The following is a 21438-nucleotide window of genomic DNA, read 5'->3' on the forward strand; positions in this document are numbered from 1 at the left end:
CCTATGGCTTCCTTTTTTCTGTTCAACAATAACATTCATACTATGATCAAGAATATGACTTTCATTAAAATTTTTGGATTAACCTTAATCTGTCTTTCAGTATCTATAAACGCTTTCAGTCAAAATTATACTGTTGTAGATTTTGGTAGTCTTAAAGATTCACCGGCTACTTATTCCAGTGAAATGAATAAAAGTGAGGTAGAAGAGATCTCTGCATTAGTCTATGATCTTAACCCCACTATTTTTATTGGAAGTTCGGGATATAAGATTCTTGGAGAAGAAGCTCCTGTAAAAGCAGAATTAAGCCCGGGCAACTTTCAAAACCTATCTACTGCCAATCCCGGATTTAATAATGTAAAACTCCTAAAACTTAAAGTAGAAAACGAAGCAGATCTCAATGCTTCATTTGATCTAAGTACACTTCAGAGTTTCACAAATCTCGAATACATTTTTATTGAGTGCACTTTTGAATGTAGTGCAACAAGGATTAGCAACATGTTCTCAAATGTGGGGAATGTAAAGATCCTATATGTTATCTCAACTCCCGAATAAGAAGCTGTCACCAAAATTTGGTACTATGAAAAAAAACTACACAAAGCTATTTTCCCCCATTATCCCAGGTAACCTTTTTGTCCTGTTCCTTGTTTTTCTTGGTTCCGTGCTACAATTGGGTGCCCAGGTAAGACAGCCTTTTACCCAAAGGACTTCTCAAGACTCTCCAAACAGGAAGATCTACAATATCAAGGGGGATTTTACCATGATAGGTAATACCAACATGACGTTGTGGGATTACTCTAATGAGAGGATGAATAGTAACAACTACATGGTGGAAGTAGATACAGATGAGGTTGGAAATACTTCCAATTCATCTAGTGCCACTCTTACATTTTCTAACGAAAATGGCGCCAGTCCCGAATGCTCAAACGTACTTTTTGCAGGGCTGTACTGGACCGGAAGAACCAGTGATAATGTACCAAACTACAAAAAAAGCAAAGTAAAATTCAGGGGGCCTGGCTCTTCTTATCAGGATATACAGGCTATTACCTATAATGTTCCGGGAGACAATAATATGTATGCCGCTTATGCCGAAGTAACCGACATTGTTAAAGCAGGAGGTACCGGTGAATACTGGGTGGCCGATATGGCTGTTTCTGAAGGTAACGGTGGTTCTACCGGCTATTACGGCGGTTGGGGAATGATCGTGATCTATGAGAACCAGCAAATGAACTTGCGGGACGTTACTGTTTTTAATGGGTATGCTTATGTGCAGGGTAATGCGACCCGCCAGTATGAAATTCCTGTATCAGGCTTTAATACTGCCCAGGCCGGGGATATTAACATGAAGCTTGGGATGATGGCCGGTGAAGGCGATAGAGGAATTAGCGGGGATTACTTCAGCATAAAAAAGCGAAATGGAAATTCATGGCAGTCGCTAAGTCACAGTTTGAACTCTACCGATAACTTCTTTAATTCTTCTATACAAACCAGCGGTGCCAGAAATCCAAACCGCCTGAACAATACCGGTGTTGACATCAGCATGTTTAATATCGACAACCAGAACAACCAGGTGATTGGAAACAACCAGACTTCGACTACTTTCCGTTATGGTTCTACACAAGACACTTACATCATTCTTAACATGGCGATGTCTGTAGACGCTTACACGCCCGATTTTGAAGCTGTTACCTCTATTGGCCAAACAACTGCAGTACCTGGTGAAGAAATTACTTATAATATAGACCTTTACAACAAGGGTTCCGAAGAAATTGAAAATGCGAAAATCATCATTCCGGTACCTTTCAACCTGGAATATGTGGGCAACGAAACCCATTTTAACGGGCAGGTTCCGTCTCCCAACAATGTAACCTATGACCCGTCACTTGGGGCAAATGGTTCTATAATATGGAGTATTGGTACGCTTCAACTTCCAGCCGACAGGAGTAACATCCTGGGGAACCTAAACCTCAATTTTAAGGTTACTGAAGATTGTGCCATTCTGAAAAACTCCAGCTGCGGGCATCAATTCCAGATTCCTTTTACAGGCACTTTAAGTGGAAAAGGTGCAATTACGGGTGCCACCTTCACAGATAAAGGCCTAATTCAGGGGTACCAGAACAACGGCACCTGTGAAATGCAACCCATTACCAGTCCGTTGCTTATCGACATTGATGCATCAAATTTCATTCAGAATAACTGTCAGGCGACCCCCGACGAGCTGAGTTTCTCAACCTGCGATACCCAAAGCGGATTTTCGGTGAGTGATATTCAGTCGTATTTCCCTCAGGGCAGCAGGTTTTACGATAGCTATCCTGTAACTTCAGGCTCTACTCAAATTACAGGAAATTTCCCTGCTACTGCTGGAACTACAGAATATTACGCCATTTTAAAAGGCTCAAATTCCTGTTACATTCCCTTCAGTATTACCATTGACGAAATAACTTCAATCCCTGCAGCCGAAGATATCTCCTATTGTATTAACGAAGAAGCGGTTGCGCTCACTGCCACGCCAAGTAAATCTAATTATTTGCTCTTCTATTATACTTCGGAAGATGGTGAGCCTCAAAGCTCTATCACTCCATCTACTTTAGAAGCAGGAGAATTTACCTATTACGTAGCCGAAGGGGAATCTTTAAGCTGTATAAGCCCTAACAAAACCACAATTTCTGTAAGTGTTACCGGTAAACCTGAAGCAACTCCACCCTCCAATATAGAGATTGAAGGCTGCGGAACTGAATTTGAAAGCTCCACAATTCCCGGATATTCCACTCAGCTGACTGCAATAACGCAAAATGTTTTTGAAAGCCTTGGCGGTACAATTACTTCGGAAAAAGATATCCAAAAAGTTGAATATTTTGACAATCTGGAAAGTACTTTACCCACTGTTATTACAAGGACCTTCAGAATAACTTCTGAATGCGGAAGCGTTGAAGTACAACAGGTCATTAAGGTCGAAGACACTACTGCGCCTGAAGCCATAAGCCTACAGGACGTGACTGCACAATGTGCTGCCGATGTTGAAGCTCCCGTGACTACCGATAATTGCGACGGGGACCTTACTGCAACCACAACAGATCCTGTTTCTTACACTGAACAGGGAACACATAGCATAACCTGGACCTTCACAGATAAAAGTGGAAACAAAACCACTGCAATTCAAAAAGTGATTATTGAAGACACTATCGCTCCGGAAATCACCTGTGTAAATGACATTTTTGACACTGCAGCTTCAGGCTCAACAACTGCTGTTGTAACTTACGACGCACCTGTGGCTTCTGATAACTGTTCTTACACTGTGGAACAAACTGCAGGTTTAGCTTCAGGTTCTGAGTTTCCACTGGGAACAACAACAAATACTTTTGTTGTGACCGACGCAGCAGGAAATACTGCTACCTGTAGTTTTACTGTAACTATTACTGATGATGAAGATCCAAGCCTTGAGTGCCCTGCTCCAATTAACGTAAATGTTGATGCAGGAATCTGTGGCGCCGTGGTAGAATTCACCACTCCGGAAGGTTTTGATAATTCTGGTGACGTAACTGTGACCCAGATTGCAGGTCCGGTATCAGGAGAAACTTTCCCTGTGGGAACTACAACTGTAACCTTCCAGGTCGAAGACGCCTCAGGAAACACTGCAACTTGTAGCTTTGACGTAACTGTAACTGACAATGAAGCTCCTGAAATTACTTCAGTGGCTAATATCACTCAGAATATTGATTTAGATTCTTGTACAGCAACAGTCGAATATGAAATACCAACTGCCACTGATAATTGCGAAGGAGTTGAAGTTACTCTAACTGAAGGTTTAGCTTCAGGAGAAACTTTCCCACTTGGTAAAACTACTGTGACTTATACAGCAACTGACGCTTCAGGAAATGAAGTGACTACTACTTTCACTGTGACTGTAGTTGATAATATCGCTCCAGAAATCTCCTGTACAAATGACATTTTTGACACCGTAGGCGAGAATGGAACAACTGCTGTAGTTACTTACGACGCACCGGTAGCTTCAGATAATTGCTCTTTCACGGTGGAACAAACAGCCGGATTAGCTTCTGGTTCTGAATTCCCACTGGGAATTACAACAAACACTTTTGTTGTGACTGATGCTGCCGGAAATACTGCTAGCTGTAGCTTCACTGTAACTATTACTGATGATGAAGATCCAACCCTTGAGTGCCCTGCTCCTATCAATGTAAATGTTGATGCCGGGATCTGTGGCGCTGTGGTGGAATTTTCAACTCCGGAAGGTCTTGATAACTCAGGAGCTGTGACTGTTACCCAAATCGCTGGTCCGATTTCAGGAGAAACTTTCCCTGTCGGAACTACCACTGTGACTTTCCAGGTAGAGGATGCTTCCGGAAACACTGCTACCTGCAGCTTTGACGTAACAGTAACTGATAATGAAGCTCCTGAAATTACTTCAGTGGCCAACATCACTCAGAATGTAGATGTAGATTCCTGTTCAGCTGCTGTTGAATACAATCTACCGACTGCAACTGATAACTGTGAAGGTGTTACTGTTACTTTAACTGAAGGTTTAGCTTCAGGAGAAACTTTCCCACTTGGCGAAACCACTGTGACTTATACCGCAACCGATGCTTCAGGAAATAAAGTAACTACCACTTTCACTGTAACTGTGGTCGACAATATCGCTCCCGAAATAGTTTGTGTAAATGACATTTCTGAGCCTGTAGGTGAAAACGGAACTACTGCTGTAGTTACTTACGACGCACCGGTAGCTTCTGATAACTGTGAGTTTACTGTTGAACAAACTGCAGGATTGGCTTCAGGTTCTGAGTTCCCACTTGGAACAACAACAAATACATTTGTTGTGACCGACGGTGCAGGAAACACCGCTACCTGTAGCTTCACTGTAACTATTACCGATGATGAAGATCCAACACTTGAGTGTCCTGAGCCGATCAACGTAAATGTTGATGCCGGTATCTGTGGCGCTGTGGTAGAATTTTTAACTCCGGAAGGTTTTGACTACTCAGGTGAGGTGACTGTGACCCAGATTGCAGGTCCGGCGTCAGGAGAAACTTTCCCTGTGGGAACTACAACTGTGACTTTCCAGGTGGAAGATGCTTCAGGAAACAAAGCAACTTGTAGCTTTGATGTGACTGTAAAAGATAACGAAGCTCCTGAAATTACTTCAGTGGCCAACATTACTCAGAATGTAGATGTGGATTCCTGTTCTGCTACTGTGGAATACGAACTACCGACTGCAGCTGATAATTGTGACATAGTAACTGTAACTTTAACTGAAGGTTTAGCTTCAGGAAGTGAATTCCCGCTTGGAGAAACTACCGTGACTTACACTGCGACCGACGCTTCAGAAAATACTGTCACTACTACTTTCACTGTAACTGTAACCGACAACATCGCTCCCGAAATCTCCTGTACAAATGACATTTCTGAGACCGTAGGTGAAAACGGAACGACTGCTGTTGTGAGTTATGATGCGCCTGTAGCTTCTGATAACTGTGAGTTTACTGTTGAACAAACTGCCGGATTGGCTTCAGGATCGGAATTCCCACTTGGAACTACAACAAACACTTTTGTTGTGACTGACGGTGCAGGAAATACTGCTACCTGTAGCTTTACTGTAACTATTACCGATGACGAAAATCCGACCCTTGAGTGTCCTGCTCCTATCAATGTAAATGTTGATGCCGGGATCTGTGGCGCTGTGGTGGAATTTTCAACTCCGGAAGGTTTTGATAATTCAGGTGACGTGACTGTGACTCAAATTGCTGGTCCGGCATCAGGAGAAACTTTCCCTGTGGGAACTACTACTGTAACTTTCCGTGTGGAAGATGCTTCAGGAAACACTGCAACCTGTAGTTTTGATGTAACTGTAACTGATAATGAAGCTCCTGAAATTACTTCAGTGGCAAACATTAATCAAAATGTCGATGTTGACTCATGTTCTGCAACTGTGGAATATGAACTACCGACTGCCTCTGATAACTGCGAAGGTGTGGAAGTTACTTTAACTGAAGGTTTAGCTTCAGGAAGTGAATTCCCACTTGGAGAAACTACCGTGACTTACACTGCGACCGACGCTTCAGGAAATACTGTTACCACCACTTTTACTGTAACTGTGGTTGACAACATTGCTCCTGAAATCACCTGTGTAAATGACATTTTTGACACTGTAGCTTCAGGCTCAACAACTGCCGTTGTGACTTACGACGCTCCTGTGGCTTCTGATAATTGCTCTTACACTGTTGAACAAACAGCAGGTTTAGCTTCAGGAAGTGCGTTCCCGCTTGGAACCACTACCAACACTTTTGTTGTGACCGACGGTGCAGGAAACACTGCTACATGTAGCTTTGATGTGGTGATCACCGATGATGAAGATCCGACGCTTGAGTGTCCTGCTCCTATCAATGTAAATGTTGATGCAGGAGTTTGCGGCGCTGTGGTAGAATTCTCAACTCCGGAAGGTCTTGATAACTCAGGAGCTGTGACTGTTACTCAAATTGCTGGTCCGGTTTCTGGTTCTGTTTTCCCTGTGGGAACTACGACTGTAACCTTCCAGATGGAAGACGCTTCAGGAAACACTGCAACTTGCAGCTTTGATGTAACTGTAAAAGACAACGAAGCTCCTGAAATTACTTCAGTTGCAAACATAAGTCAGAATGTAGATGTGGATTCATGCTCTGCAACTGTGGAATACGAACTACCGACTGCAGCTGATAATTGTGAGGGTGTAACTGTTACTTTAACTGAAGGTTTAGCTTCAGGAAGTGAATTTCCGCTTGGAGAAACTACGGTGACTTACACCGCAACTGATGCTTCAGAAAATACTGTCACTACTACTTTCACCGTGACCGTAGTTGATAATATCGTTCCAGAAATCTCCTGTACAAATGACATTTCTGAGACCGTTGGAGAAAACGGAACTACTGCCGTGGTAACTTACGATGCCCCTGTAGCTTCTGATAACTGTGAGTTTACTATTGAACAAACTGCCGGATTGGCTTCAGGATCGGAATTCCCACTTGGAACTACAACAAACACTTTTGTTGTGACTGACGGTGCTGGAAATACTGCTACCTGTAGCTTCACTGTAACTATTACCGATGATGAAAATCCAACTCTTGAGTGTCCTGAGCCGATCAACGTAAATGTTGATGCCGGTATTTGTGGCGCTGTGGTAGAATTTTTAACTCCCGAAGGTCTTGACAACTCTGGTGACGTGACTGTGACCCAGATTGCTGGTCCGGTTTCAGGAGAAACTTTCCCTGTGGGAACTACAACTGTGACTTTCCAGGTAGAGGATGCTTCCGGAAACACTGCTACCTGCAGCTTTGAAGTAACTGTAACTGATAATGAAGCTCCTGAAATTACTTCAGTGGCCAACATCACTCAGAATGTAGATGTGGATTCATGTTCTGCTACTGTTGAATACGAACTGCCAACTGCAACTGATAATTGCGAAGGTGTTGAAGTTACTTTAACTGAAGGTTTAGCTTCAGGTTCTGAATTCCCGCTAGGTGAAACTACCGTGACTTACACTGCAACTGATGCTTCTGGAAACCAAGTGACTACTACTTTCACTGTGACTGTAGTTGACAATATCGCTCCAGAAATCTCCTGTACAAATGACATTTCTGAGACTGTAATTTCTGGCTCAACAACTGCAATTGTTACTTACGATGCTCCTGACGCTTCTGATAACTGTTCTTACACTGTGGAACAAACTGCAGGATTGGCTTCAGGAAGTGAGTTCCCTCTTGGAACTACTACCAATACTTTTGTAGTGACCGATGGTGCAGGAAACACCGCTACCTGTAGCTTCACTGTAACTATTACCGATAATGAAAATCCGACTCTTGAGTGTCCTGAGCCGATCAATGTAAACGTTGATGCCGGAATCTGCGGCGCTGTGGTAGAATTCTCAACTCCGGAAGGTTTTGACAATTCAGGTGACGTGACTGTGACCCGTATTGCTGGTCCGGCTTCAGGAGAAGTTTTCCCTGTGGGAACTACAACTGTGACTTTCCAGGTGGAAGACGCTTCAGGAAACACTGCAACCTGCAGCTTTGATGTAACTGTAAAGGATAACGAAGCTCCTGAAATTACTTCAGTGGCTAATATCACTCAGAATGTAGATGTAGAATCCTGTTCTGCTACTGTTGAATACGAACTACCAACTGCAACTGATAACTGTGAAGGCGTTACTGTTACTTTAACTGAAGGTTTAGCTTCAGGAGAAACTTTCCCACTTGGAATTACCACAGTAACTTACACTGCAACTGACGCTTCAGAAAATACTGTCACCACTACTTTCACTGTGACTGTGGTTGACAACATCACTCCGGAAATTGTTTGTGTAAATGACATTTTTGACACTGTAGCTTCTGGCTCAACAACTGCTGTTATTACTTACGACGCACCGGTGGCTTCTGATAATTGCTCTTACACTGTGGAACAAACTGCAGGATTGGCTTCAGGAAGTGAGTTCCCTCTTGGAACTACAACAAACACTTTTGTTGTGACTGACGGTGCAGGAAATACTGCTAGCTGTAGCTTCACTGTAACTATTACTGATGATGAAGATCCAACACTTGAGTGTCCTGCTCCTATCAATGTAAATGTTGATGCAGGAATCTGTGGCGCTGTTGTAGAATTTACAACTCCGGAAGGTTTTGACAACTCTGGTGACGTGACTGTAACTCAAATTGCTGGTCCGGTGTCTGGTTCTGTTTTCCCTGTAGGAACTACTACTGTGACTTTCCAGGTGGAAGATGCTTCAGGAAACACTGCAACCTGTAGTTTTGATGTGACTGTAAAAGATAACGAAGCTCCTGAAATTACTTCAGTGGCCAATATCACCCAAAATGTAGATGTAGATTCCTGTTCAGCTACGGTTGAATACAATCTACCGACTGCAACTGATAATTGTGAAGGTGTTGAAGTTACTTTAACTGAAGGTTTAGCTTCTGGAGAATCTTTCCCTCTTGGAGTTACCACAGTAACTTACACTGCAACTGACGCTTCAGAAAATACTGTCACTACTACTTTCACTGTAACTGTAGTGGACAACATCACTCCTGAAATCTTCTGTACAAATGACATTTTTGACACCGTAGGCGAGAATGGAACAACTGCCGTTGTGACTTACGATGCGCCTGGCGCTTCTGATAATTGTTCTTACACTGTGGAACAAACTGCAGGATTGGCTTCAGGATCTGAATTCCCATTGGGAACTACAACAAACACTTTTGTAGTAACTGACGGTGCAGGAAATACTGCTACCTGTAGCTTTACAGTGACCATTACTGATGATGAAGATCCAACGCTTGAGTGTCCTGAGCCGATCAATGTAAATGTTGATGCAGGTATCTGTGGCGCCGTGGTTGAATTTACAACTCCCGAAGGTCTTGATAATTCAGGTGACGTGACTGTAACTCAGATTGCGGGTCCGGTTTCAGGAGAAACTTTCCCTGTGGGAACTACAACGGTGACTTTCCAGGTGGAAGACGCTTCAGGAAATAAAGCAACTTGTAGCTTTGATGTAACTGTAACTGATAATGAAGCTCCTGAAATTACTTCAGTGGCCAACATCATCCAAAATGTAGATGTAGATTCCTGTTCAGCTACTGTTGAATATAATCTACCAACTGCCACTGATAATTGCGAAGGAGTTGAAGTTATTTTAACTGAAGGTTTAGCTTCAGGATCTGAATTCCCACTGGGATTTACTGAGGTGACTTACACTGCAACTGATACCTCTGGAAACACGATATCTACTACTTTCACTGTGACTGTGGTGGACAATATCGCTCCAGAAATCTCCTGTACAAATGACATTTCTGACACCGTAGGAGAAAACGGAACTACTGCTGTAGTTACTTACGACGCACCGGTAGCTTCAGATAACTGTGAGTTCACGGTTGAACAAACAGCCGGATTAGCTTCTGGTTCTGAATTCCCGCTTGGAACGACCACCAACACTTTTGTAGTGACCGATGGTGCAGGAAACACCGCTACCTGTAGCTTTACTGTAACTATTACCGATGATGAAGATCCAACACTTGAATGCCCTGCTCCTATCAATGTAAATGTTGATGCAGGTATCTGTGGCGCCGTGGTGGAATTCTCAACTCCGGAAGGTCTTGATAATTCAGGTGACGTTACTGTGACTCAAATTGCTGGTCCGGTGTCTGGTTCTGTTTTCCCTGTGGGAACTACCACTGTGACTTTCCAGGTGGAAGACGCTTCAGGAAACAAAGCAACTTGTAGCTTTGATGTGACTGTAAAAGATAACGAAGCTCCTGAAATTACTTCAGTGGCCAATATCATCCAAAATGTAGATGTAGATTCCTGTTCTGCTACAGTTGAATACAATCTACCGACTGCCATCGATAACTGTGAAGGGGTAACTGTGGAACTAACTGAAGGATTAGCCTCAGGGTCTGAGTTCCCATTAGGTGAAACTACCGTTACTTACACTGCAACTGACGCTTCAGAAAATACTGTCACTACTACTTTCACTGTAACTGTAATCGACAACATCGCTCCTGAAATCTCCTGTACAAGTGACATTTTTGACACCGTAGGCGAGAATGGAACCACTGCTGTAGTTACTTACGACGCACCGGTAGCTTCTGATAACTGTTCTTTCACGGTTGAACAAACAGCAGGTTTAGCTTCAGGAAGTGAGTTCCCTCTTGGAACTACAACAAACACTTTTGTTGTGACTGACGGTGCTGGAAATATTGCTACCTGTAGCTTTACTGTAACTATTACCGATGATGAGGATCCGACGCTTGAGTGTCCTGAGCCGATCAACGTAAATGTTGATGCCGGTATTTGTGGCGCTGTGGTTGAATTTACAACTCCGGAAGGTCTTGACAATTCAGGTGACGTTACCGTGACTCAAATCGCTGGTCCGGTTTCAGGAGAAACTTTCCCTGTGGGAACTACAACTGTAACCTTCCAGATCGAAGACGCCTCAGGAAACACTGCAACTTGTAGCTTTGACGTAACTGTAACTGACAATGAAGCTCCTGAAATTACTTCAGTGGCTAATATCACTCAGAATATTGATTTAGATTCTTGTACAGCAACAGTCGAATATGAAATACCAACTGCCACTGATAATTGCGAAGGAGTTGAAGTTACTCTAACTGAAGGTTTAGCTTCAGGAGAAACTTTCCCACTTGGTAAAACTACTGTGACTTATACAGCAACTGACGCTTCAGGAAATGAAGTGACTACTACTTTCACTGTGACTGTAGTTGATAATATCGCTCCAGAAATCTCCTGTACAAATGACATTTTTGACACCGTAGTTTCTGGTGGAACGACTGCTGTAGTAACTTACGACGCACCGGTAGCTTCGGATAATTGTTCTTACACTGTGGAACAAACTGCCGGATTAGCCTCAGGATCTGAATTCCCATTGGGAACTACAACAAACACTTTTGTTGTGACTGACGGTGCAGGAAATACTGCTACCTGTAGCTTTACTGTAACTATTACCGATGACGAAGATCCGACCCTTGAGTGTCCTGCTCCTATCAATGTAAATGTTGATGCAGGCATCTGCGGTGCTGTTGTAGAGTTCTTAACTCCGGAAGGTCTTGATAATTCAGGTGAGGTGACTGTGACCCAGATTGCAGGTCCGGTGTCAGGAGAAGTTTTCCCAGTGGGAACTACCACTGTGACTTTCCAGGTCGAGGATGCTTCAGGAAACACTGCAACCTGTAGCTTTGATGTGACTGTAACTGACAATGAGGCGCCGGTATGGGCTTCAGCTTTACCTTCAGATGTAACAGTTGAGTGCAGCAATGTTCCGGCAGCAGCTACTTTAACTGCGACTGATGCCTGTGGGGTGAACGTGAAATTTTCCGAAGAAATGATCGCTTCAGATTGTGCTTCAGAATATATTTTGACCAGAACCTGGACTGCGACTGATAATAACGGAAATGCTATTTCTCATACGCAAATTGTTTCCGTAGAAGATAATTCGGCACCAACATTGGCGAGCGAACTTCAGGAAGTGATCAACATTAGCTGTGAAGAAATCCCCGCAACACCAGAACTGACTTTTACCGACAATTGTTCTCCTGAAGTTACTGTAGAGTTTGATGAGATTACAACCGACGGAGAGAACGGAAGCTCTGTAATCACCAGAACCTGGTTCGCATCTGACTGTGCCGGAAATGAGGCGGTGTTTACACAAACGATCAATGTTAATACTGTAACTGAGATCGAAACTACCACTGCAGATCTTTGTACTGAAGATGTGATTTTTGAACTCTCTGACCTTTTAATAGGAGAATACAACGAGAACGGAACCTGGGTAGACAGCAATCAAACAGGTGCACTACAAAACGGAACCATAGATCCGGGTCTACTTCAGGTGGGATTATACAGCTTTGATTATGTGATCAACGAAGGTGGATGTACTGCAACTACAACTGTACAGGTGAACATTAACGACGATTGTATTGTACTGCCTTGCGAAATAGAAGATGTGCGAAATAGTATCTCTAAAGCTGTTACTCCAAACGGAGATAACGTTAATGACAAATTTGAAGTAGGTAAAGGTATTGACTGTGGCTTCATTTATTCTGTACAGATCTTTAACCGCTGGGGGAATGAAGTGTATAAATCAAACAATTATACTGATGGCTGGGATGGAAGTTCAAGCAACTCTATAGCCGGAGATCAATTACCTGCAGGTACTTACTATTACATTGTTGAGATAAAACAAAGTGGACTTGAACCAATACAGGGATACATCTACTTAGGAACCAAATAATCGATGAACATGAAAAAAATCTACCCCGTCATAATTCTTCTACTTATTGGTGTATGTACCAATGCGCAGCAGCTGCCACAGTTCACGCAGTACATGTACAACACCATCTCGATAAATCCTGCTTATGCTGGAAATCGAGATGCTCTCTCAGTAGTTGGGCTTCACAGGAGTCAGTGGTCAGGACTTGCAGGGGCACCGCAAACGCAGACGTTATCTATCCACTCCCCTCTTCGCAACGAACAAATTGGATTGGGGGTTTCAGTGATCAACGATAAAGCCGGTTATGAGAATTACACCTATGCGTATGGAGATTTTTCCTATACCATTAATGTAAATGCTTTCACCACCCTTTCTTTCGGACTCAAAGCCGGAATGAGCTACTACAACCTAGATGAAGATTTACTGGAAGATGTAGATGATCCATTTTTTAATGATGATGTATTTAACAGGTGGACACCCAATTTTGGAGCCGGGCTATTCCTCTCTTCTCAAGATTGGTATGTAGGGCTTTCTGCACCAAAGCTGCTAAATAATGATAATAACATAAAAAGCGAATATGTAGCCCTTGAACAGGTGCATTATTATTTAACCGGTGGGTATGTGTTTGATCTCAACGATACCTGGAAACTTCGCCCCAGCACTTTGCTGAAAGCGACAAATGGCGCCCCGCTCTCTGTAGATATTTCGAGTACATTCATTTATGACGAGAAGGTATACCTGGGGGCAAATTACCGGCTGGATGATGCCATAGGCGGATTTGTTGATTTTCAAATCCTCCCTTCCTTTAGAGTTGGATATGCCTATGAATACTCTGTTTCTGACTTACAGCCCTATACTTCGGGTACCCATGAGATCTTGTTGATATATGAATTCCGAAGACAAAACACCAAATATAGATCCCCAAGGTTCTTTTAATTAAACTACCAGGATGATGAAAAAAAACTACTGTTTACTCCTCCTTTTAATCTGTCAGTCCCTGTGCCTTTCGGCTCAATCGGGCATGCAAAAAAAAGCAGACAGATTATATGAAAGTTTCGCTTATGCGAAAGCCATAGATGTTTACAAAGATCTGCTGGAAAAGGACTATAAGGTTGAACACAACCAAAGGAAACTGGCCGATAGTTACTTTTTGTTGAGGGATCCGGAAAATGCAGCGCCACTTTACGCTAAAGTCGTTGAGCAACCCGACGTATCTCCTGAATATTATTACAAATATGCCCAGGCTTTACGCGGCGTTCGGCGTTATGATGAATCAAGGCAGTGGCTCAAAAAGTACCTTGAAGAGGGAAAAAATGAGAATTTGGTAGAAGACCTCCTTAACGAGGAGAAAATTGCAATTTACCCGGGACTGGAAACCTTCAGACTTAATAATGTCGAATTTAATTCGGAATTCAGTGATTTTGGTGCTTACAAAGGCAACGGAACCATCTATTTCACTTCGGCCAGGGCCAAAGGTGCTAAAAATCCGAAGATCTATGACTGGAACGGCGAACCTTTCCTTGATATTTATACGGTACCTTCCAAAAATGGCATTTTAGAATCGCTTTCCGGAGAAGTGAACAGTGTAAGACATGAAGGTCCGCTGGTGATCTCAAAAGATGGAAAGACCATGTACTTTACCCGCAATAATTACATCAACAATAAAAACGGCAAAAAAGACAGTGAAGGTGTTAATCACCTTAAGATCTACAAAGCTTCTTTGGAAAACGGGCAATGGACGAACATTGAAGAGCTTCCGTTTAATAACAACAATTATTCGGTGGGCCATCCAGCCCTTTCGAAAGACGGACAAACCCTTTATTTTGCTTCGGAAGCTCCTGAAGGATTTGGAGGATCGGATCTTTATAAAGTCAGTGTCAAAAATGGCATTTTTGGAACCCCAGAAAATCTTGGAGAACAAATAAATACTCCCGGAAATGAGGTTTTTCCTTTCGCTGCTGAAGATGGCAAACTCTACTTTTCTTCTGATGGACATAAAGGCTATGGCCTTCTGGACGTTTTTGTAGTAGATCTTCAAAATCAGGAAAACATCTTCAATCTGGGTGAACCCATCAACAGCAATCTCGATGATTTTTCTTTTACAATTTCTTCCGAAGATATTTCTGAAGGATTTGTGGCTTCCAACAGACCCGGAGGAAAGGGAAGTGATGATATTTACCAGCTGAGTATGTTGGCACCTTTAGTGCTAAAAGGAACCGTGACTGACTCTATAAACGGGAAACCTATTGCCGATGCAACCGTACGCTTAATGGATGAAAACGAGCAACAAATAGCTTTTTTAAAGACTGACAGTGTTGGGTATTATGAAATGGAGATTCGCAGAGATGTTAAATATCCTATCGAAGCGAAACATATTAAATACGACCAAAAATTGGGTATAGTAAACACTTTTGAGATGGATGACCAAACCGAACTTGTTCATGATATCGAGCTGTCCCCCATTAATGATGTGGAATATTTAGCTGAAATCAATAAGATCTATTTTGATTTTGACAAGCACAATATTCGCCCAGATGCTGCCACAGAGCTGGACAAGCTGGTAAACCTGATGAAGAATGAATATCCCGAACTGGTCATCGAAATTGGCTCACACACAGACAGGAGAGGATCACTTGAATATAACCGCCGCCTTGCAGAAAGAAGGGCCCAGGCAACTTATGATTATCTTGTTGAAAATGGTATTGCTCCCGAAAGAATTGTGACCTACAAAGGTTATGGAGAAGAGCAGCCAGAGATAGACTGTAATAGTTGTAATGAAATTCAACACCAATTGAACAGAAGATCCATTTTTAAAGTGGTTAAAATGGAATAGATCGCCCACAAACTAACCAACCATTAAAGAGGCTGTCTTATAAGCTCCTAAAATGTTATTCTGAAAGTAATTTTCAGATTCTTTTAAACAACATCAGAAGTTAAAAGGACCGAAAGGATAACAAAAAGAGGCTTTTTGACAGCCTCTTTTCTTGTATTAAACCTACATGAAATCCAGGTTGAACGCTACCCTCTTCAGAAGAAGTAAATGGCTTGTATGCGATGTAAAAAAGGAAGTTTTGAATGATCACTATAAGGTGATAATACCTCTTAAGGACGGCCTGTAAAAAAGAAAAGAGCCTGTCTTAAAATTTATTTAAGACAGGCTCTCTTACTAACCGTAAATTATTTATGCTACGAAATCTAACTATTACTTTCTTACAAATATATTGGTAAAATAAAATTTACCGTCTTTTCCTTCCTTTACTGAGATTCCAAAATGAGTGTGGTCGCCTTCGAGATTTTCACGATGCCCGTCACTTTTAATCCACGCATTCACCACAGCTTCGGCAGTTCGATATCCAAACCCCACATTCTCACTCACAGCCTTCGCATTAACCGATTTCACAAGTGCCTGATACCTGCTTCCGAAGAAATGATGACATACCTCATCGTCTTCAATCATATGTTTATTATGACCGGCGGCCTCGAGAGAGCCTTCATCCAGATACAATAAACTACTCAATCCGTTTTGTTCCCTGTAGGCGTTGACCAGCTCGAGTACATCAAGTTCAATTGAGGAATATTTAACAGGAGCGAGTTTGGTGGTGAGGTTGGCCGATTCTACTTCTTCTACACTTTCTTTAGAACAAGACGTAAGAGTAATCGTACAAATGGCCATTAACCATGTCAAGTAGGTTAAATTCTTCATAATGGTAGTCAGTAGGTTTGGGATAGGAAATTTAAGAATTATTTCCGATTAACAAACCATTTAATCGATGAACTACACAAATTAAGGTAAATTTAACACAATGATATCCTTAGCCCTACAAAAATAGCGCTAAAACTCTGTAGATAAAAGACATATTAGGTCGATGAAGTACAGCTATTCAAAGCGAAGAACCTTGCCATCATCGGCAAGATGCACGCTGTCAAAAATTTCATTAGCTTCCTTTTTAAAAGCCTCTATAGATTCGTAACGGGTGGAATAATGACCCAGCACGAGGTGAGAAACCTTAGCCGCCCTGGCAATGGCAGCTGCTTCTCGTGCAGTAGAATGGCCTATGGGCGCAGCAAGATATGCGTGCTCCTCTAGAAAAGTAGATTCGTGGTATAGCACCGTAACATTTTCTAATTGCTCAGCCAGCGAGGGAGTATAGGAGGTATCACTGCAAAAGGCATAACTTTCGGGAGGTTCGGGATCTTCGGTTAACTCAACATTAGGAATGATTCGGCCATCATCAAGAACGGCATCTTTTCCTTTTTTGATCCCTTTATAGTATGCTACATCAATATTGTACTTTTCAACTTCCTCTATCAACAACTTTCTGGGTTTTGGCTTTTCCCGAAAGAGGTACCCATTAGCGTAAATGCGGTGCTTTAAAGGAATGGTCTCTACAGTAACCTTTCGGGTATTGAGAATTACCTGAGGCCCGGTAGAAGATAATTCATGAAAATAAAGCGGATAGCCGGTCCAGGAGTTAGCATATTTAAGTTGCAGCAGCACGATCTCCTTTATGCCCTTGGGGCCGTAGATATGGAGTTCGGTCTTCCTGTTCAACAACATAAAAGTTGAAATTAGACCAATCAAACCATAAAAATGATCGCCGTGAAGATGGGAAATAAAAACGTGTTTTATCTTTCCAAACTTGATCTTGTGCCGGCGCAATTCCACCTGAGTACCTTCTCCGCAATCAATAAGAAAAACTTCATTGTTGATCTCCAGCACCTGGGAGGTAGGATTTGTAAAAGTTCTTGGTGTAGCCGCATAACAGCCCAGCACGGTCAATTTCATGTCTCGGGGTCTTTAAAATTAAAAAGACCTAGAATCCCAGGTCTCTTTCAATCTCTTCCATTTGTATAATATCTTCGGCTTCTGTGAGGGTGGGCACTACCAGCAGTTCCTCGGGCACCTGGTCTATGTTAATCGTATCGTTTGCGATAACAAAAGACCTGTTTCCCTCTCTATGTCTATTTGAAAGCTCCAGGAACTTTAGGAGTTCATCAAGCTGCAACTCTCCATATTTTAAGATATCTATCACCACATTGTCATCCTTAAATTTTGGATGAATACTTTCCAAAAATGCGGCAAACCGGGTCACATCATCTTTTTCGTCTTCAAATATTTTGTAACTCTCCTTTTCTGTTACTTTCATAACTATTTAATTTTTGACGCAAGGAGATAGATCACTGCCATTCTAATAGCCACTCCATTTTGCACCTGATCAAGGATAATAGCCTGATCGGAATCTGCCACGTCACTGGTTATCTCCACTCCCCTGTTGATTGGGCCGGGATGCATTATCACGATCTTCTTACCAAGGGAATCGAGGAGTTCTTTATTTAATCCGAACAACTGCACGTATTCCCGGGTACTGGGGAAGTAGCTTATATCCATTCTTTCATTTTGTACCCGCAGCATATTTGCAACGTCGCACCATTCGAGAGCCTTGCGCAGGTTTGGCTCCACCTCTACCCCTAACGAACTTATATATTTAGGAAGTAAGGTGTAAGGGCCGCAAACTTTTACCTGGGCGCCCTGTAATTTCAACGCCAGAATATTTGATAAGGCTACCCTGCTGTGCAGAATATCACCTACTATCACAACTTTTTTACCCTGTACTTCGCCAAGCCTTTCACGAATGGAATAGCTGTCCAGCAAAGCCTGGGTAGGATGTTCATGTGCTCCATCCCCGGCATTGATAATACTGGCATTAACATGTTTGGACAGAAAAATTCCTGCCCCGGGATTGGGATGCCGCATCACTACCATGTCTACCTTCATAGACAGGATATTATTCACAGTATCTATAAGGGTTTCTCCTTTTTTTACTGAAGAAGAGGCCGCCGAGAAATTTACCACATCGGCACTCAGCCTTTTTTCGGCCAGCTCAAAAGAAAGCCGGGTTCGGGTACTATTCTCAAAAAATAAATTGGCTATGGTAATATCACGAAGGGAAGGTACTTTCTTGATGGGCCTGTTGATCACCTCCTTGAAATGATCGGCGGTTTCAAATATGAGGTCAATATCTTCTTTATTCAGGTATTTTATCCCCAGTAAATGCTTAACACTTAGTTCACTCATGTTTATAATTTACTAATAAGGTATACGGCATCTTCCCCTTCATTCTCTTTCCAGTTCACTTTAACTTTTTCCTCATTTATAGCATCTACCTGTCTCCCGTTATAATCGGGCTGAATGGGCAAATGCCTGCTAAACCTGCGGTCTATGAGCGTAAGAAGCTCAATTTCACGTGGCCTTCCAAAAGATTGCACCGCGGTAAGTGCCGCCCTAATGCTCCTTCCGGTATAAAGCACGTCATCCACAAAGATCACCCGCTTATCTTCTACTACAAAATCTATATGGGTTTTATTGGCCTCAAGAGGTTTATCGCTTCTTCTGAAATCATCCCGGTAAAAAGTGATATCCAGCTGCCCCATCTTAATCGTGGTAATACCATAGTCTTCCCTAAGGATCTTATAGATGCGGTTTGCGAGAAAAGCACCCCGTGGTTGTATACCAATGATCACCGAATCTTTGAAGGTATCGTGATTTTCAATCAACTGGCAGGCCAAACGTTGTAAAATGATGTTCATTTCTTTTGAAGCAAGCAACACTTTTTGGCTCATAATAACTGAAGTTAACATAACAAAAGTATGATTTTTTTTGTGAGAACTGCATCTGCAAGGATCAAATAAAATTTAGGCTACACCTATAAATAAAGAGTTTTTTATAATTTCCTTCTTCAGAAATAGGCAAATTAAAGTTTATCTTGCAGTAAAAATTTAATGCTCTACCTCTTACACGAATCCCAGGAAAAAGAATCTGTAGAGGAAAATATCCTCCCGGTTTTAAAGAACATTGAATATGAACCGGTGTCTTTTCCGCTGGACAAAGAATTTGATATTGACGCAGATTCATGCCTTCTCCTCTTTTTGCCCGATTCTGCATTGAGAGAGATCATTCCCGTGGCAGCAAAAAACAAATGGCCCATTGCCATCTTACCTCATCCCGAAAATAAATTCACCTCAAAAGGGCTGGGAGTTTCAGAAGATATTGAAGACGTGATCACTCAATTTACCGAGTGCGATAAACCTTATCATATTGACCTTCTGTTTTGTAACGATATACCGGTTTTTAGCTCCATAAATATTGGAGACATCTTTTTACTTTCCCAAAGGCACGGCAAAAAGAACTTTTTTCAGGAGGTGGTGAATATTATTCGGAATATTCGCAAAGCTTCCTCGCTTTCTCACCATTCCTATCAAATAAGTACAGACGGAGAAAAGGTAATTCACACCTCTGCTTTAGGAATTATTGTAGTAGAACATGCATCGAGTTCTCTAATTTCAAAACGCCTGCTGGAGGAAAGCTCTATAAACGACGGGGCTTTTCAGGCTTTCGTACTTGCACCGCAAAACCTTATGGTATTGTTGTGGTTCTTCCTTAGAAGCCTTGTGCCTAGCAAAAAGACGCTCACCAAGCTCCCTTCTTTCATCGGAAAAATAAAAACCTCAAACCTGCAGGTGGCCGGGAAAGAACCCGTTGATTACACCATTGATGGAGAGAAAAAACAAGCTGAAGAACTCAATATTGAAGTTCTTAAACAAACGCTTATTCTTAAACAGCAAAGTGTTTACAGTGATAAAACCGAAAAGGAAAACGGAAGAAAAAGTATAAAAATTGAAGGACTGCCAACAGGGGAAACCCGAAAGGAACTCATTAAAAGGAGCCTGCCAATCCTGCCCCGTGCCAGTACAGAGCAATTCCAGGACCTGTTTAAGGTACTTAGAAACAACTCGACAATAAGCACCTCTTTTATGGTGATGATGATCTTATCTACCCTTATTGCAACTTTTGGGCTTTTTGGCAATTCCTCACCGGTAATTATTGGCGCCATGATACTGGCACCGGTAATTTCGCCTATTGTCTCCTTTTCTATGGGAATGGTGCGTTATGATATACCTATGTTAAAGGAAAGTTTTGTCACCATTACCGCCGGCACGCTGGTTTCGCTCGCTTTTGCTGCGGGAGTAAGCCTTGTGATCCCTCTTAAAGTACTCACCCCCGAAATTGAAGCCAGGCTCTCCCCCACTTTACTTGACATGGGGATTGCAGTATCATCGGGTATTGCGGCAGCTTATGCCCACGCCAATGAAGGCATTGCAAAAAGCCTGGCAGGAGTAGCCATTGCTGTTGCGTTAGTTCCGCCACTTGCGGTAGCAGGGATTGGTATTGGCTGGTGGGATTGGGAAGTATTTTCGGGTGCAATTTTATTATATGCCACAAACCTTGCAGGCATTATATTGTTTGGAGGCCTCACTTTCCTATTTCTGGGCTTTGCCCCCTTTAAAAGGGCAAAAATGGGACTCGTTTATACCCTCGTCATCGTGGTTCTGGTGGCTGTGCCCCTCACCCTTTCTTTTGACAGGATTATGCAAGAGGCCAATATCACCCGTGCTCTTGAAGGCGCAACAATTCAGAATGTGGTTTTGAGAGATGTGCGCATAAGATTTGGTACGCCCATGGTAGTGTCACTGCGGCTGGTAGGCCCGCAAAATATTGCCCCTCAACGTATACAGGAAGTTAAAAAGGAAATAGAAAAGAAAATAGACCAGCCTGTAAGACTCGAGGTAGTTTCGGCCATGGAATTTTAATCTTTGATAATGAACTTAACCACCAG

Annotated in this window: 10 protein-coding genes; 5 read left to right on the plus strand and 5 right to left on the minus strand. The window is 42.5% G+C overall.

Annotated features, from left to right (window positions below; genetic code table 11):
- Positions 1 to 42: 42 nt before the first annotated feature.
- From ACQ93I_RS06720 to ACQ93I_RS06735, 4 genes are all read left to right on the plus strand, one after another.
- Complete coding sequence (locus ACQ93I_RS06720) at positions 43 to 552, plus strand: hypothetical protein (protein ID WP_431697786.1); 510 nt, start codon at positions 43 to 45, stop codon at positions 550 to 552.
- Between the two features lie 25 nt (positions 553 to 577).
- The gene (locus tag ACQ93I_RS06725; protein WP_431697788.1) at positions 578 to 12784 is read left to right on the plus strand and encodes an HYR domain-containing protein; all 12207 of its coding nucleotides are present in this window, start codon (positions 578 to 580) and stop codon (positions 12782 to 12784) included.
- A gap of 9 nt (positions 12785 to 12793) precedes the next feature.
- The gene (locus ACQ93I_RS06730; protein WP_431697789.1) at positions 12794 to 13699 is read left to right on the plus strand and encodes a PorP/SprF family type IX secretion system membrane protein; all 906 of its coding nucleotides are present in this window, start codon (positions 12794 to 12796) and stop codon (positions 13697 to 13699) included.
- 85 nt (positions 13700 to 13784) lie between these two features.
- Positions 13785 to 15596 carry an OmpA family protein gene (locus ACQ93I_RS06735; RefSeq protein WP_431697790.1) on the plus strand — a complete coding sequence of 604 codons (1812 nt, stop codon included), beginning with the start codon at positions 13785 to 13787 and terminating at the stop codon, positions 15594 to 15596.
- A gap of 369 nt (positions 15597 to 15965) precedes the next feature.
- Here ACQ93I_RS06735 and ACQ93I_RS06740 read toward each other — a convergent pair whose 3' ends face one another.
- The 5 genes from ACQ93I_RS06740 to pyrR all read right to left on the minus strand — a co-directional run bounded on the left by ACQ93I_RS06740 (position 15966) and on the right by pyrR (position 19384).
- Positions 15966 to 16466, minus strand: a complete 501-nt coding sequence (locus ACQ93I_RS06740) for a CAP domain-containing protein (RefSeq protein ID WP_431697791.1) — start codon at positions 16464 to 16466, stop codon at positions 15966 to 15968.
- A 174-nt stretch (positions 16467 to 16640) separates the two neighbouring features.
- On the minus strand, positions 16641 to 17549 hold the full coding sequence (locus ACQ93I_RS06745) for a ribonuclease Z (protein ID WP_431697792.1): 909 nt from the start codon (positions 17547 to 17549) through the stop codon (positions 16641 to 16643).
- Between the two features lie 28 nt (positions 17550 to 17577).
- Positions 17578 to 17910 carry a ribonuclease Z gene (locus ACQ93I_RS06750; protein ID WP_431697793.1) on the minus strand — a complete coding sequence of 111 codons (333 nt, stop codon included), beginning with the start codon at positions 17908 to 17910 and terminating at the stop codon, positions 17578 to 17580.
- A 2-nt stretch (positions 17911 to 17912) separates the two neighbouring features.
- Entirely contained in the window at positions 17913 to 18839 is a 927-nt protein-coding gene (locus tag ACQ93I_RS06755; RefSeq protein ID WP_431697794.1) for an aspartate carbamoyltransferase catalytic subunit, read from the minus strand.
- A 2-nt stretch (positions 18840 to 18841) separates the two neighbouring features.
- A complete protein-coding gene (gene pyrR, locus ACQ93I_RS06760; protein ID WP_266070632.1) occupies positions 18842 to 19384 on the minus strand; it encodes a bifunctional pyr operon transcriptional regulator/uracil phosphoribosyltransferase PyrR in 543 nt (180 codons plus the stop codon).
- A gap of 159 nt (positions 19385 to 19543) precedes the next feature.
- Here pyrR and ACQ93I_RS06765 point away from each other — a divergent pair, with 159 nt between their 5' ends.
- Positions 19544 to 21412, plus strand: coding sequence for a DUF389 domain-containing protein (locus ACQ93I_RS06765; protein ID WP_431697795.1), 1869 nt, complete (start codon positions 19544 to 19546; stop codon positions 21410 to 21412).
- The last annotated feature ends 26 nt before the right edge of the window (positions 21413 to 21438 follow it).

The organism is Salinimicrobium sp. WS361 (assembly GCF_050750585.1).
GTDB lineage: Bacteria > Bacteroidota > Bacteroidia > Flavobacteriales > Flavobacteriaceae > Salinimicrobium.

Bases quoted from the DNA above. Each gene is read 5' to 3' on its own strand.
- ACQ93I_RS06720 (WP_431697786.1), top strand. From the start codon at position 43: ATGATCAAGAATATGACTTTCATTAAAATTTTTGGATTAACCTTAATC.
- ACQ93I_RS06725 (WP_431697788.1), top strand. From the start codon at position 578: ATGAAAAAAAACTACACAAAGCTATTTTCCCCCATTATCCCAGGTAAC.
- ACQ93I_RS06730 (WP_431697789.1), top strand. From the start codon at position 12,794: ATGAAAAAAATCTACCCCGTCATAATTCTTCTACTTATTGGTGTATGT.
- ACQ93I_RS06735 (WP_431697790.1), top strand. From the start codon at position 13,785: ATGCAAAAAAAAGCAGACAGATTATATGAAAGTTTCGCTTATGCGAAA.
- ACQ93I_RS06740 (WP_431697791.1), bottom strand. From the start codon at position 16,466: ATGAAGAATTTAACCTACTTGACATGGTTAATGGCCATTTGTACGATT.
- ACQ93I_RS06745 (WP_431697792.1), bottom strand. From the start codon at position 17,549: ATGAAATTGACCGTGCTGGGCTGTTATGCGGCTACACCAAGAACTTTT.
- ACQ93I_RS06750 (WP_431697793.1), bottom strand. From the start codon at position 17,910: ATGAAAGTAACAGAAAAGGAGAGTTACAAAATATTTGAAGACGAAAAA.
- ACQ93I_RS06755 (WP_431697794.1), bottom strand. From the start codon at position 18,839: ATGAGTGAACTAAGTGTTAAGCATTTACTGGGGATAAAATACCTGAAT.
- pyrR (WP_266070632.1), bottom strand. From the start codon at position 19,384: ATGAGCCAAAAAGTGTTGCTTGCTTCAAAAGAAATGAACATCATTTTA.
- ACQ93I_RS06765 (WP_431697795.1), top strand. From the start codon at position 19,544: ATGCTCTACCTCTTACACGAATCCCAGGAAAAAGAATCTGTAGAGGAA.